General features: G+C 36.1%; 12 protein-coding genes. 4 read left to right on the forward strand and 8 right to left on the reverse strand.

Features of this window, described 5'->3' with window-relative positions:
• Positions 1-292 precede the first annotated feature (292 nt).
• The gene (map, locus tag ASC84_RS03555) at positions 293-1087 is read right to left on the reverse strand and encodes a type I methionyl aminopeptidase (protein ID WP_056511782.1); all 795 of its coding nucleotides are present in this window, start codon (positions 1085-1087) and stop codon (positions 293-295) included.
• Positions 1088-1422: 335 nt separating this feature from the next.
• Here map and brnQ point away from each other — a divergent pair, with 335 nt between their 5' ends.
• Both brnQ and ASC84_RS03565 read left to right on the forward strand, forming a co-directional pair.
• Positions 1423-2715 (forward strand): branched-chain amino acid transport system II carrier protein, encoded by a 1293-nt coding sequence (brnQ, locus tag ASC84_RS03560; protein ID WP_056511784.1) that lies wholly within the window; start codon positions 1423-1425, stop codon positions 2713-2715.
• A 644-nt stretch (positions 2716-3359) separates the two neighbouring features.
• Positions 3360-3596: a hypothetical protein gene (locus tag ASC84_RS03565; RefSeq protein WP_004719635.1), complete on the forward strand. Its 237-nt coding sequence runs from the start codon at positions 3360-3362 to the stop codon at positions 3594-3596.
• 53 nt (positions 3597-3649) lie between these two features.
• Here the strand turns inward: ASC84_RS03565 and ASC84_RS03570 are convergent, their stop codons facing one another.
• The gene (locus ASC84_RS03570) at positions 3650-4108 is read right to left on the reverse strand and encodes a hypothetical protein (protein ID WP_056511786.1); all 459 of its coding nucleotides are present in this window, start codon (positions 4106-4108) and stop codon (positions 3650-3652) included.
• Positions 4109-4234: 126 nt separating this feature from the next.
• On the opposite strand from ASC84_RS03570, the gene ASC84_RS03575 reads away from it, so the two are divergent.
• Positions 4235-5092, forward strand: coding sequence for an alpha/beta fold hydrolase (locus tag ASC84_RS03575; protein ID WP_056511789.1), 858 nt, complete (start codon positions 4235-4237; stop codon positions 5090-5092).
• Between the two features lie 125 nt (positions 5093-5217).
• Here the strand turns inward: ASC84_RS03575 and ASC84_RS03580 are convergent, their stop codons facing one another.
• The gene (locus ASC84_RS03580; protein ID WP_004719629.1) at positions 5218-6759 is read right to left on the reverse strand and encodes a transporter associated domain-containing protein; all 1542 of its coding nucleotides are present in this window, start codon (positions 6757-6759) and stop codon (positions 5218-5220) included.
• 962 nt (positions 6760-7721) lie between these two features.
• Between ASC84_RS03580 and ASC84_RS03585 the strand changes: the two genes are divergently transcribed.
• Entirely contained in the window at positions 7722-8186 is a 465-nt protein-coding gene (locus tag ASC84_RS03585; RefSeq protein WP_004719627.1) for a MarR family winged helix-turn-helix transcriptional regulator, read from the forward strand.
• A gap of 3 nt (positions 8187-8189) precedes the next feature.
• On the opposite strand, the gene ASC84_RS03590 is transcribed toward ASC84_RS03585, so the two are convergent.
• The 5 genes from ASC84_RS03590 to ftsY all read right to left on the reverse strand — a co-directional run bounded on the left by ASC84_RS03590 (position 8190) and on the right by ftsY (position 14795).
• Complete coding sequence (locus tag ASC84_RS03590; protein WP_056511792.1) at positions 8190-8861, reverse strand: SOS response-associated peptidase; 672 nt, start codon at positions 8859-8861, stop codon at positions 8190-8192.
• 144 nt (positions 8862-9005) lie between these two features.
• On the reverse strand, positions 9006-9626 hold the full coding sequence (locus tag ASC84_RS03595) for a 2OG-Fe(II) oxygenase (RefSeq protein ID WP_056511794.1): 621 nt from the start codon (positions 9624-9626) through the stop codon (positions 9006-9008).
• A 190-nt stretch (positions 9627-9816) separates the two neighbouring features.
• Complete coding sequence (locus tag ASC84_RS03600) at positions 9817-11979, reverse strand: malate synthase G (RefSeq protein ID WP_056511799.1); 2163 nt, start codon at positions 11977-11979, stop codon at positions 9817-9819.
• A 640-nt stretch (positions 11980-12619) separates the two neighbouring features.
• On the reverse strand, positions 12620-13213 hold the full coding sequence (locus ASC84_RS03605) for a nitroreductase family protein (RefSeq protein ID WP_004719619.1): 594 nt from the start codon (positions 13211-13213) through the stop codon (positions 12620-12622).
• Positions 13214-13688: 475 nt separating this feature from the next.
• Positions 13689-14795: a signal recognition particle-docking protein FtsY gene (gene ftsY, locus ASC84_RS03610; protein ID WP_004719613.1), complete on the reverse strand. Its 1107-nt coding sequence runs from the start codon at positions 14793-14795 to the stop codon at positions 13689-13691.
• Positions 14796-14801 lie beyond the last annotated feature (6 nt).

Below are 14801 nucleotides of genomic sequence, written 5' to 3' on the forward strand. Positions count from 1 at the left end.
TCGAATCAAAGCAAATCGAGAAGCGATAGACAAAAAAAAGCTTACCCTAGGATGGGTAAGCTAGAAAGCTTGAAACAACAATAGAAACTACAGCGAGAATCTGGAAGCTATCTTAGCGATTGGTTAATATTTAAACCAATACTTAAAAACACTTATTGGATATTTCTCAACCGAAAACATCCCCTAAAAGAACCACATTCCCAGTAAATAAAGTGAGAAAAATCTCATTTTCAAAGATAAAAAAACAATAAATCGCCGATCATAATTCATTCATTAGACCAAATTCTAAAGATTAAATCTCAGGGTAGTTGCCAGTACCTTCAGGCCAAGGTGTAAGCAATTCAAATCCTGTATCTGTGACAGCAACCATATGTTCCCATTGTGCTGACAATGACTTATCCGCAGTAACCACAGTCCAGCCATCTTTCAGCTCTTTGACACTGGATTTCCCCGCATTAATCATTGGTTCAATGGTAAAAACCATACCCTTTTTAAGCACTAAGCCCTGTCCGGGTTGACCATAATGTAATACGTTAGGTTGCTCATGATAAATCTTACCAATCCCATGACCACAATATTCACGAACGATCGTATAACCTTCACGTTGCCCAACTTGTTGGATTGCATGACCAATATCCCCGAGTGTTGCACCGGGTTTGACCATATGAATCCCAGCCACCATTGCCTCATAAGTCGTTTCAACCAGTCTTTTAGCTTCAGGTTTAACTGTACCTACATAGTACATACGGCTGGTATCACCAAAATAACCATCTTTGATAATCGCAACATCTATATTGATAATATCGCCATCATTTAAAACCTTGTGTTTTGATGGGATACCGTGACAGACCACTTCATTTGGAGAAATACAGGTGGTTTTGGTATAACCATAATATCCAATATTTGCAGGGATCACTTTCAGCGTATTGACAATAAAATCATTGCAAATATCGTCTAAATACTCAGTCGTCACCCCTGGCTCCACATATTCACCAATCATTGCTAAAACTTGAGCAGCTAAACGCCCCGACACTCTTAATTTTTCAAGGTCTTGTTCGGTTTTAATGGTGACTGTAGAAGCTTTCATTGGATCTGTCCGCAAAAGTGAAAAAATATTATATGCCTTTTCAATACGTTTAGGGCAATTTACCGCCTATCTTATTCAATAAAAATGCAAAATCAAACACATAAATTTTAGAATAAGTATAATCTTTCCATATGATGATTTTATCTATTCTATATTTTTTGAAAATTTTGATTTTTTCAATTTTTGAAAATTAACTGTGAATCATCCACATAAATATAATCAATATGACTAATTGGTTAAAATTTATAAAAAACGGGAATATTATCCATAAAATAAAATACAAAAAATAAGCTATTTCTACTAAAATCGCTGTTTTGCTTTTTCAACCACAGTTTATGACTAATCTCCGTACAAAGGATATTATTGCTTTAGGCTTTATGACCTTTGCCTTATTTATTGGGGCAGGTAATATTATTTTTCCACCCATTGTTGCTCAACAAGCCGGTGAACATGTATGGCTCGCAGCGCTAGGTTTTCTAGTCACAGCTGTAGGCTTACCTGTTATTACCATTATGGCACTTTCTAAAACTGAAGGTTCTATTGCGATTTTAAGCTCGCCTTTAGGTAAAGTCGCAAGCTTAGTACTGACTGTAGTGTGTTATCTCTCGGTTGGGCCATTATTTGCTACACCTCGTACTGCAACTGTTTCTTATGAAATTGGTTTTTCCTCATACTTTGGAAATGGTGGTACAGCATTATTTATTTATAGTGTTATCTATTTTGCATTTGTAACTTTAGTTTCTCTTTATCCAAATAAATTATTGGATACAGTGGGTCATATTCTTGCACCGCTAAAAATTATTGCACTGGCAATTTTAGGTATTGCAGCATTTCTGATCCCGACTGGTTCAATTTCTCCTGCGATCAACAATTACGCTACCAGCCCTGTTTCTGAAGGTTTTGTAAATGGTTATTTAACCATGGACACTTTAGGCGCTTTGGTTTTCGGTATTGTGATTATTCATGCAATCCACTCTCGTGGTGTCACAGATAAAAAGCTCGTAACCAAATATGCCATTATTGCAAGTTTGATTTCTGGTGTAGGTTTAACGCTGGTTTATCTCAGCTTATTTAAACTTGGTTTAGGCAGTCATGATGCTGCTCCAAATGCTGAAAATGGCGCAGTGATCCTGCATGCTTATGTTCAACATGCTTTTGGTGACTTAGGCTCTTTATTCCTGACAGCTTTGATTTTTATTGCATGTATGGTTACTGCGATTGGTTTAACCTGCGCATGTGCTGAATACTTCTCTGAACTGACAAAAATTCCATATAAAGTTTTAGTGGTTATTTTGGTGTTGTTTTCATTGGTGATTTCAAATCTAGGTTTAACCAAACTGATTGCTTTTTCAGTTCCCGTACTCAGTGCAATTTACCCACCCGCAATTGTGGTCATTCTATTGAGCTTCTTTTGGGGTAAATTCAATAACCCAACCACGGTTATCGCACCTGTTACTGGCGTTGCATTTTTATTTGGTCTTATTGAAGGAATTAAAGTCACAAGCTTTAAAGACAGCTTACCTTTGATGATTCAAAACTTACCGTTAAATGAACAGAATCTTGCATGGGTGATCCCATCATTGATCGTGTTAATCATCTGTGTCGTAATTGATAAAGTTAAAAAATAAAGCTTTTTAATTATCATCCTTAAAATTTGATTTTACCCAAATCTTATTTTAACAGTGATCAATAATTGTCATGTTTACCCCACAGGCCGTTATTGTTTGCGACACAATTTTTAAAGCGTTCTTTGATCCATCTTAGTGCTTCAAACATGTGATCAATGCACCTGAATAGATCAAATCAAGCTTTGCTCTACGTATAAAAAACATTTGGCTAAAAATACTAAAACTTAATTTTAATTCAACAAAGATAAATTCAGTCGCGTTGTTGCTTTTTTTGAATGAGTGAACCGTTCTCCATGCCAAAATTGAATTATTTTGAAAAAATAGTCATTTTTTTCGATTTTTGCATAAATATTGCATAATTTTTATCAACTTTAGTCGAAAATACTTTCAAGACCTATTCAGTTATTGTATTTTATTTTGATAACTAGCTCACACTACTTCAACAACAATTACATCATTTATCAAAAAAATCACTTATATTTTCATTTTTTATAAAATAATCATCACTTGTAATAAATATGTCATAATTATTTTGAATAATAGAGCTATTTGCTCTTGAAATAATAATTAGATATGGTACAACTGAATAAACCAATCCAGACTAAAACAATGTGGTTTTTGTCGAGCAGACAGGAGGAATGGGGATGTTATCAATACATTTCAATAAGCAAGTCTTCATTAATTCTTTGAAGACAAATACAAAACTGGTCATCTATCTAAGTACAACACTTGCACTTTTAGTGACTCTGTTTATTCATGGACTCATTCAAGGCAATTTAAAACCTGAATTTTTTGCCTATGCATTAGTCGTTTCTGCTGCCTTCTATGTTTGGGATGTAGTCGATCATAAATCTCGTAAACTCGCGAAGATTACAGAATAAAAGATGGATGCCATGCATCCATCTTAAATAAGAAAATCATAAAAATTTAAGTATTAAAACAAAGTATTAAACATTCCTAGTAATAATCCTCCAGTCGCAACAATCTCCCCGAGTACCAATAACAGCATTGCTATACGTAACAATATTTTCGGTAAGTGCATTGTTCCTAATTGGTGTGGTTCTTTGAATTGATTTGTCGTATCTTTTAAAAAACCATGCAAAACATAACTGGCAATTGAAAAGCTAAAAAAGAATAAATTAATCAAGACAAATATTAAATTTGTGGTTTCTGTCCAGCTTGAACAATAGGCCATCACCGCTAAAATCAAAGTGGCTGGAGCATAAAGCAAGCTACTGCGATGTGCGATATCGACATAATAATGAGCTCGAGCCATTTCTGATCGACTAATTTGGTAATATTTCCAAACCCCTGTTAGCATACCCACCCATAGATAAATCCCACTAAATATTAAAGCTAACTTTACCGACAAACTTAAACTCACTAAATCCATTTAAAACATCCTAATTCCAACAGCTTAAAATATTTATATTACCTTTGACTCATAAGTCATACTTTCATCAAGTTTCTTTTTAGAACTTATGTAAAGTAATCATTAAAGCATACCCATTGAATTGTTATGAATACATTTGAAAATTTAACCATAACTTGTGCAGATAGCTATAGCTTAACTGCACGTTTTTATCCGGCAAAACAATCAACCCATCAATTGCCTATTTTGGTTTGTCCTGCAACAGGTATTACCCAAGGTTTTTATCATCATTTTATAGAATGGCTTGCCCAACAAGGTTTAGATGTACTAGTCTTCGATTTTCGTGGTATAGGTGAGTCTTTACATGGTCCTATTCGTCAGTCCACTGCAAGTATCCAAGACTGGGGACAACTGGATATTCCTGCTGCTATTGAAACATTGCTGAATAAAACAGGCAAAGAACAAGTCATACTCTTAGGTCATAGTGCTGGGGGACAATTACTAGGCATTGTTTCTAATTACAAGAAAGTGGCACAAGTAATTGCAATTTCAGGCTCTACAGGACATGTAAAAGGACTTAAAGGGCGAACCAAACGTATGGCGCCTGTCATGTTTAAAATGATCTTCCCTGTTTCAAGCTTAGTCAAAGGCTATGGCGCAACCAAGTTTTTAGGCATGGGAGAAAATTTACCCAAAAATGTTGCAAAACAATGGGCTGAATTTTGCAGTAAACCCGGTTATGTGATGAACGCTATAGGTAAAACGATTTTCGAGGACTATCACAACGAAATTCAATGCCCAATTACGGTGTATTGGTCATCGGATGATGAGATCGCTACAGAAGCCAATGTCAAAGACTTACTTCGCTTGTATCCAAAAGCCACCACAGAAATGATAGAGCTTAAACCGAAAGATACAGGCCATAAAGCCATTGGTCATATGTTAATGTTTAAGAAGTCACATCAAAATTTATGGCCAACAATGGCACAAAATATTTTAAATTAATTTTTAGTTTTAAGTACTTAGATAAGTAATCCTATCTAAGTGCTCTTTTTATTCAAAAAAAATGCCTCATTAATGAGGCATTTTTTTAGTTTTTTATATCTGCTTGCGATTTAATCGTAAAACAGTTACGAAAATTGCTCTGGACGGGTAATTTTTACCGTCTTGATCCGATTTTCATCCATTTCGATGACTTCAAACCAAATGCCCTCTTGTTCAATCTGAGTGCCTACTTTTGCTTCGCCTTGAGTCTTGTCTAAAATCAAACCTGCTACGCTAAAGTAACCTGAGTCTTCTTGAACTAGATCCAACATGCCAAGTTCCAGCTCAAGCTGATACAAGTCAAGCATACCTGATGCTTTCCACGTTGTATCATTCAGTTTGATCAACTCTAACTGTTCATCTGCATCTGGGAATTCACCCGCAATTGCTTCAAACACATCCAACGGAGAAATCAAACCTTGGATATTACCAAATTCGTTACTCACCAAGACCAAAGAACCCTTAGACGTTCTTAAAGTATGAATAGCATCAATCACTTTCATTTTTTCAAAAATAAAAATCGGACGACTACGTTTAAGCAAGGCTTGTAATTGCTCTGGTTCATCCAATACATCAATTAACTCTTTAGCACGTACAACCGTAACCACTTTATCCAATTGTCCGCGACATACCGGGAATAAACTATGTGGTACAGCCAAGATTTGCTGACGAATACTTTCCGCATCATCTTCAAGATTGATCCACGAAATTTGATTTCTTGGCGTCATAATTGAGGCAACTGAACGTTCAGCAAGTGTCAATACACCACCAACCATATAGCGTTCTTCATCACCAAAGGCTTTTTGAGCAGCTAAAGCTTCAGGGCTTTGTAATAAATCTGCATCCAGCTTACTTCCCATCAATTTTAAGATTGAGTCTGCGGTACGATGACGCAACGGCGTTTTCGACTGATGCTTTTCAACATTACGGCTGGAAAATTGGTTAAAAGCTTCAATTAAAATTGCCACACCAATACCCGAGTAAATATAGCCTTTCGGAATATGGAAACCAAAACCTTCAGCGATTAAACTCACACCAATCAACAATAAGAAACTTAGACATAGAATCACGACTGTCGGATGCTTATTGACAAATGCGGTTAACGGCTTAGAAGCAATCAACATCACAACCACAGCAATCGTTACAGCGGCCATCATCACATAGATATTGTCGACCATACCAATCGCGGTAATCACCGAATCAAGAGAGAATACTGCGTCTAAAACGATGATTTGCGCAACAACTGCCCAGAAGCTTGCATAAACAACTGCACCTGAACTTTTAACCTCAGGTTTGCCTTCCATTTTTTCATGTAGTTCAGTGACGGCTTTATAGACGAGGAACAGTCCACCGAATAATAAAATTAAGTCTCGACCTGAGAAAGACAACCCGCCAAAAGCGATTAAAGGCTTGGTTAATGTGACCAGCCACGAAATAATAGACAGCAAGCCTAAACGCATAATTAAGGCTAAAGATAAGCCAATAATACGTGCTTTGTCTCGTTGTTCAGGAGGAAGTTTATCTGCAAGAATGGCGATAAAGACCAGGTTATCAATACCCAGTACAATTTCTAAAACAATTAGGGTTAAAAGACCAACCCAAATTCCAGGGTCTAATAAAAATTCCATTATTAGAGCTCCTGCTTATTATTATCAATATATAAGAAGAAAAATAAATTTGACCTACACGACGACGGATCCATGAATGAAACCTTTTCAACTAAATTAGATTAATTATGCACAATATCTTGCAGTTGTAATTAATTTTCACAAAAATTTTACATTTATTTAAGATTTTTCTTATGAATAACCTTGCGATACGGGTGAATTGTAAGTAATCCCTGCCTCGCATGATCAATTCGATGCTTTACAGATGCCGATTCATCTTATTCAAATTATTTTTCACTCAATCTAACAAAAATGTCATTAGCTTTTTTCAATATAAATTGTGTATAACTATAGTTATTAAATGCTATTTACCTTCTAACGGTATAAATCGCTTTAATTTAATTAATGATTTTCAATCGGATATATGGGCATTTAGGGAGGAAATACTTAGATTTATTCCCATTATGACGTAATCAAACCTAATTATTAACAGTAAAGCCAAGTTGATTTTTCTTATTTTTCAGTTAAAATAACATCAGATGTTAATTTTTTTAACTAATAAGCTTGCTTTTAACAACATCTTCTTGGTAATTTTCATACTTAAGCAAGCTGAAATATACGTAGGAGGAGCCACTATGACACAGGGACATTCAATGACTTTCAATAAAATCAACCTTTGCGGTTGTTTTGAAACTTTCGATTCCACACTAACAACTAGAGAATGAACTCTGTTCATTCTAAATTGCATGAAGAAGCGACTAAATTTACGCAAGGTATTACTACTTTTTATCTAATTTAAGACAGTTATACAATGCCTTTACTGAATACTTTAACTTAAGTTTGGTTCAAGCAAAATTTACATTTCGTCGATTTTACTTGTTTTTTTCATTAAGTGATCTATCACATATTGATTCAAGTATTCAAAGTAAAATATGATTACCGCTTAATATATGGCAATAATTACAAAAAACAGGGACCTCTAAATGACTAAAAAATATGCAAAATTTTTACCTGCAGCTGAAAATTTTAATATCGAAAATTTCCCATACTACTGGATTAGCCAAGTTCATTCTCAGTATGTTTTAAATTTAGATCACGTACTTAAAAAGTATGGGGTAGACAACTCTAGACGACGATTATTAGTTGCTTTAGAAGCCAAACCAGATGCAAGTGTTTCTGAGCTTTCGGAAATGATCGTTTCAAAAATGTCGACGACGACTAAAATTGTTTATCGCTTAAAAGAGGAAGGCTTTGTGGATACCTACTCTTGTGAACATGATGCACGTATTACACGAGTACATTTAACAGAAGCTGGTCAACAAATGACGCTAAAAATTAATGATTTAATGAGTGTTGTACTTGAACAGTCATTTGACGGCTTAACACCACTACAAATTGAAAAAACCATGGAAAATTTAAAAATCATCTTTAAGAATCTTGCACATTAATCCTTAAGATTCTTCATCAAAGATGTTCAACTGTGGCGAGTTTTTGTTATTTGATACTTTGGGGCAATAAAAACACTCAAACTCCGCCACAGGGAAACCCTCAATAAAACTCGAAATATTGGGCTGTTGTAAGCCCAACCACTCATCAAGTCGATGATGTGGAATGACTACCACCGAACGCTTATCTGTTCGAGGTTCATGGAATTCACTCATCATCGGATGGGTGTGGGCGTCCATACTGATCATGGAAGCTGAACGTACAACTTCACCGGTTTTTAATCGGGTAATTTCATACAGTGCAGCAATATAAAAAGCTTGACCATCTTTACGTCTTACGCCCCAGCGCTGTGGTCGACCATTGATATATTTGGATTCATAGAACTCTGTCACGGGGATCACGCCAAATTGGCACTTGCTAAAAGCATCGACAAAACTGCGCTTTTCCATCAGTGTTTCATTTCTTGCATTATAAGTATGTTTTGCCGCGTCTTTATCCTCAGCCCATTTTGGCACTAAACCAAAGTTAACTAAACGCCATTCCATCCCTTGATCGGATTTAAATAACAACGGCGTTTGAAAGCTTGGAAATATTTCATCTTCATAAGAGAAAGGTATCGCGGGTAAGCCAAGCTGCTGAACTTGTATTAAGCTGATCGGTTTAAAATTAGCACACATAATAATAAGATTTTAAATGATTAATTTATAATTGTTGAATCTATCTATCGCGCTATCCATTGATAAGAACCTTAGATATTGATAAAAACTTGAGACAGCTCGCGATTTAAATTGAGGATAAACCGAAATTTATCCTCTTTGCTTTTATCCAAAAATCTTTTTCATTTTGGCGCTTAAACCATGGAAAAACTTATGTTTTGCATTGGCTTTTTCGCTAGTCAAAAAGTTAATTTGAATAGATTGACGTTGCCCTTCATAAGGAATATAGCCATGCCAACCATTGTCAGTCACTTTAAATGCAACCAGTGAGCCTGGTCCTGCATTGATTTCAGTCACATAGTTATTGATGTCGTTGTCATCATTGAGAATACGTAAACGTCCATTCGGCGCATCCCAAGATTCATTTAAATAGATCAAAACCGTCAACAATTTGCTTTTTGAATCACTATGAATTCGCCCATCTTTTTGACGAGAGTAGCCACGTAAAGTAATCATCATCGGATGTTCCATCACATTGACATCAAATTTATCTGTTAAAATTTGACGAAATTCTGGTGTATCCAATGATTTTAGAAAGCGATCAAAATTAGGCTTAATTTCTACATCTTCGATGTTAAAGCTTCCGCCTTGTTCAATTTTAGGAAAGTCTTGGATTACCGCCTGGACTTCACTATCAGCTAAAGCATTTTCAACTACAAAATACGGATAAGGCGTACTCGCAACTTCAGCATTTTTCAGCGCATCTAATTTCAGAATTGATGTCATTTATAATTCAGCTTAATGATTAATTCCCTTAAATTGTATCAGAGATTTTATCTTATTGGCTTAAAACTCAAAGTCGGGTCTACAAATTTTATATATGAAAGCAAAGTAACATTTAAAGTGAACTATAAAAATAATAAAGCCTCCGAAGAGGCTTTATTAATAATCTAATAGGATAAATTAGACGATAAAATTAATCGCCTGTATAGCCTTTTAACTTTAAACGATACGCATGCAATAATGGCTCAGTATAACCAGATGGCTGTTCACCACCTTTGAATACTAAATCATAAGCAGCTTTATATGCATAACCGTCAAAACCAGGCGCCATGTTGCTATATTCATGATCGTTGGCATTTTGTTCATCAACAATCTTCGCCATACGCTGCATAACTTCTTCAACTTGCGCTTTAGTCACAATACCATGACGTAACCAGTTCGCAACGTGTTGAGAAGAAATACGTAACGTTGCACGGTCTTCCATTAAACCGACATTGTTAATGTCTGGCACTTTAGAACAACCCACACCTAAATCAACCCAACGAACAACATAACCCAAGATACCTTGAAGGTTATTTTCAAGTTCTTTGGTCTTCTCTTCTTCAGTCCAGTTTGTATCTGTCGCTAAAGGCGGTGTCAACAAGTCATCTAACGGAAGTGCTTCAGTTTTCAATAACTCTTGTTGGCGTGCTGAAACATTACATTGATGATAATGAATCGCGTGAATCACAGCACCTGATGGTGAAGGAACCCATGCACAGCTCGCACCTGCTTCAGGATGTTCAATTTTGGTTTTATACATGTCTAAAAGCATGTCAGGTTTAGGCCACATGCCTTTACCAATCTGCGCTTTGCCACGTAAACCTGCTTGTAGACCGACCATAACATTACGGTTTTCATAAGCTGGGAACCAAATTTGGCTTTTCACTTCGCCTTTACGAACGAAAGGACCTGCTTCCATAAAGGTATGAATTTCATCACCTGTACGGTCCATGAAACCAGTATTGATGAAAATAGTACGGTCTTTCGCTTGTGCAATACAGTTTTTCAAGTTTACAGATGTACGGCGTTCTTCATCCATAATCCCGATTTTCAAAGTTTTCGCTGGTAAGCCAAGTGCTTGTTCAGAACGTTCAAACAATTCAACAGCAAATGCAACTTCTTCTGGACCATGCATTTTTGGTTTAACGATATACATTGACCCTTTACGAGAGTTTTTGTTTTCGTTTTGACCTTTGATGTCTGCGAAAGTCAATAATGGTGTAATTAAAGCATCCATAATACCTTCGTAGATTTCAGCATCATCTACAAGGATCGCAGGGTTCGTCATTAAATGACCAACGTTACGAAGAAGCATCAATGAACGACCATGAAGTGTTGTTTCACCACCGATCAAGTTCTTATGTGTACGATCTTTATTCAATGTACGCGTCACGGTTTTACCGTTCTTCTCAATTGATTCTTCAAGCGTACCTTTCATTAGACCTAACCAGTTACGGTAGCCTTCTACTTTCTCTTCAGCATCTACAGCAGCAATCGAATCTTCCAAATCTTGAATCGTGGTAACAGCAGCTTCTAAAACAAGATCTTTAACACCAGCCGCATCAGTTTTACCCACTGGGCTATTTGCATCAATTTCAATAACAACATGTAAGCCGTTATTTAAAAGTACAATTTCAACGGGTGCAGATTCGTCGCCATTAAAACCGACAAATTGTGATTCTTTCGCCAAAGTCGAGGTTGAACCGTCTTTAAGGGTTACAACAAGTTTTTTGCCTTCAACAGCATATTTTGTTGCATCTGCATGTGAACCATTTGCCAATGGGAATGTTTCATTTAAGAAATTCTTAGCAAATGCGATAACTTTATCGCCACGAACTGGGTTATAGCCTTTACCTTTTTCCGCGCCACCTTCTTCAGAGATCACGTCAAAACCGTAAAGCGCATCGTATAAAGAACCCCAACGTGCATTTGCCGCATTTAAGCAATAACGTGCATTACGCACAGGTACCACCAATTGCGAACCAGCCAATAATGCGATTTCTTCATCAACATTTTCTGTACTGATTTGAAAATCTTCTACTTCTGGTAATAAGTAGCCAATTTCTTTAAGGAAAGCTTTATAAGCTTGGAGTTCAAATTTATTGTTGCGGTGCCATTCATCAATTTTAGCCTGAATCTCGTCACGCTTCGCTAAAAGCGCCTTATTCTTAGGGCTAAGATCGACAACAACTTGCTCAAAGTTTTTCCAGTATGTTTCACTATCTAAACCAGAACCTGGTAGTGCTTCATTTTCGATGAAATCGTAAAGTTCTTTAGCAATCGCTAACTTGCCTTTTTGAATACGTGCAGTCATTGTCTTTCCTGATATTGCTACTTTTTATAACAAGAGTTTCTAGTATACCGATTTAAACCATGCTGAATAGTATTATCACATTGCTAAATAGTGATCATTTTAATTAAAAAAAATAGCTATATTAACTTAAAAAATAACGATCAAAAATACAGCAACACCATCAACTAAATCATCAACTTAAATCGCTTTTTAACAGTGTATAAATTTTTTAAAATGTCTAAATTAGACCAAAGTGCTGAATCAACCCTAATTTCCCCATTTTTTTATACACTTTTATTCCTTGAGCAAAGATTAAGCCATGAATAGCGCTAAATGTCGATAAAACCAATCTATAATTCTGTGTAAAGAATTGTTCGATTCACTTATATTTTTTTCTGTTTGTTCAAACCTGATCTTATTGTTTCAATTTAGATGATTTGAATCTTTAGCAACAAGATGGAATCGCATAATTTTTTTTAAACCACTTATGCTTTTTTACATTATTTAATCCATAGGCTTCTACCTATTGTCTGGCGACAAGCAGGGATAACGCACTGCACATAAAAAACCTGTTTAAAATTTACATTCTAAACAGGTTTCTGGAATAGCAAGGTCTAAGCTAAATAAGCAATAGACCTCAGCTTAAAACAAAATGTTTCACTTAGTTAAAAGTTTTAAAACGTGTTGCATCATCAATAAATGTTTTTTCGCCCGCTGGTGCTTCGATTGAACCAAATACTAATTGTGCGCGAAGTTTCCAGTCAGCAGGTACATCAAATGTTGCCGCCACTTCTTCATCTACGATTGGATTATAATGTTGTAAAGATGCACCAATACCCGCTTCAGCCAATGCAGTCCAAGTTGCAAATTGTGCAATACCTGTTGAATGCTCAGACCATACTGGGAAATTGTCTGCATATAATGGGAATTGTTCTTGTAAAGCTTTAATCACACTTAAATCTTCATAAAACAACACTGAACCAGCACCAGCGATAAAGCTGTTAATTTTACCCGAAGTTCCTTCAAATGCTTCAGCTGGAACGATTTTACGTAAAGTTTCTAAAACGATTGTCCAGAATTTAACATGTGAATCACCAAATAAAATCACAGCACGAGAAGACTGTGAGTTAAATGAAGATGGGCTATGCTTGATTGCATCTTTGATGATTTCTTCAATTTTCGCTTGGTCTAAGCTTAAATCTCTACCAATTGCATAAATTGTACGGCGTTGTTTGATTTGATTTAAAAATGACATGGTGTTAATCCTTCTATGACCAAATGGGTCGTGTTATTTAACATGGTTTGAGTGTATTGCATCATTCTTAGTTTCGTCATGCTTATATACATAACAATGTGTTCTATATTTAGAACAATATGTGAAATCGGGCATTTTTAAATGCTACCGTGTTTATATGGTCCCCTTTTTAAATTGCAATTAAAGTATTTATTAATCAAACAATTCAATTAAAATTTACCATTAAACTCAGCCTATTGCTTTGAGCTTTACAACGATAAGAATATGGCAAATATCCTATATACTTTTCATTGCTTGTTTTGTGGTAAAAATATTGCAAATCTGGACATACGACTCTAGACATCACATTAAAGTAGAACTTGATGACATTCTTATGATGTCTTCTTTCAATAACGTACCACCATCAATCACAATCTTAGAAAATAAAAAACTCCGCATAAAGCGGAGTCTCATTTAAGATAAATAATTTTCTAAATTACTTATCTGTTTCAAACAGTGCAGCGACAAATGATTTTGCAGAGAATGGACGTAAATCATCAATCTTCTCACCCACACCAATATATCGAATTGGTACATGAGTACGACTGGCAATATTAAACAACACACCACCCTTTGCCGTTCCATCTAATTTGGTAATGGTTAAACCTGTTAAGCCTACAGCTTCGTCAAACATTTCAACTTGGTTAATCGCGTTTTGACCAGTACCAGCATCCACCACCAACATCACTTCATGTGGCGCAGTTGCATCAATTTTTTGCATCACACGTTTTACTTTAGTCAACTCAGACATTAAGTTACTTTTGTTATGCAAACGCCCTGCTGTATCAGCAATTAAAACGTCCACACCTTTGGCACGTGCACTTTCAAAGGCATCAAAAATGACTGAAGCACTATCTGCACCATGACCTTGAGCCACGACAGCAATATTGTTACGTTCACCCCAGATTTGAAGTTGTTCAGTTGCCGCTGCACGGAAGGTATCTCCTGCTGCAAGCATGACTTTCTTACCTTCACCTTGTAAACGTTTGGCTAATTTACCAATCGTGGTGGTTTTACCCACACCATTTACCCCCACCACCAAAATCACAAATGGATTTTTATTAGGATCGATATGCAATGGTTTTACCCGAGGTGCAAGTAAAGCAACCAGCTCTTCTTGTAGCGCTTTATACAATGAATGTGAGTAAATCAAATCACCACGTTCTGTACGCTCAGTCAAATTCGCAATAATGGTTTTAGTCGCCTCTACCCCGATATCAGCAACCAAAAGTTGCTCTTCTACTTCTTCGAGCAACTCATCATCAATTTCTTTACCACCAATCAGGATATTGACCATACCATCGGCAAGGCTTTTACGCGATTTGGTCAAACCTTCTTTCATGCGGCTAAAAAAGCCACCTTTAGATTTTTCATCTGCCGATTCAATCTGTGCGTCTTGGCTCTCAGTTTGAACAGGTTCCGTTTTAGGTGTTTCTACATTATTTTCAATAATAGGCACATTGACGGCTGGTAAACTAGGTAATGTGACATCGTCATCCCCGATATCCGCATCAATCAAGAATTTATTTTGCTGTTCTTGCATGCCGAT

The organism is Acinetobacter sp. Root1280 (assembly GCF_001425285.1).
In the GTDB taxonomy this organism is placed as follows: domain Bacteria; phylum Pseudomonadota; class Gammaproteobacteria; order Pseudomonadales; family Moraxellaceae; genus Acinetobacter; species Acinetobacter guillouiae.

Coding starts and splice junctions, on each gene's coding strand:
- map (WP_056511782.1), bottom strand. CDS start 1,087: ATGAAAGCTTCTACAGTCACCATTAAAACCGAACAAGACCTTGAAAAA.
- brnQ (WP_056511784.1), top strand. CDS start 1,423: ATGACTAATCTCCGTACAAAGGATATTATTGCTTTAGGCTTTATGACC.
- ASC84_RS03565 (WP_004719635.1), top strand. CDS start 3,360: ATGTTATCAATACATTTCAATAAGCAAGTCTTCATTAATTCTTTGAAG.
- ASC84_RS03570 (WP_056511786.1), bottom strand. CDS start 4,108: ATGGATTTAGTGAGTTTAAGTTTGTCGGTAAAGTTAGCTTTAATATTT.
- ASC84_RS03575 (WP_056511789.1), top strand. CDS start 4,235: ATGAATACATTTGAAAATTTAACCATAACTTGTGCAGATAGCTATAGC.
- ASC84_RS03580 (WP_004719629.1), bottom strand. CDS start 6,759: ATGGAATTTTTATTAGACCCTGGAATTTGGGTTGGTCTTTTAACCCTA.
- ASC84_RS03585 (WP_004719627.1), top strand. CDS start 7,722: ATGACTAAAAAATATGCAAAATTTTTACCTGCAGCTGAAAATTTTAAT.
- ASC84_RS03590 (WP_056511792.1), bottom strand. CDS start 8,861: ATGTGTGCTAATTTTAAACCGATCAGCTTAATACAAGTTCAGCAGCTT.
- ASC84_RS03595 (WP_056511794.1), bottom strand. CDS start 9,626: ATGACATCAATTCTGAAATTAGATGCGCTGAAAAATGCTGAAGTTGCG.
- ASC84_RS03600 (WP_056511799.1), bottom strand. CDS start 11,979: ATGACTGCACGTATTCAAAAAGGCAAGTTAGCGATTGCTAAAGAACTT.
- ASC84_RS03605 (WP_004719619.1), bottom strand. CDS start 13,213: ATGTCATTTTTAAATCAAATCAAACAACGCCGTACAATTTATGCAATT.
- ftsY (WP_004719613.1), bottom strand. CDS start 14,795: ATGCAAGAACAGCAAAATAAATTCTTGATTGATGCGGATATCGGGGAT.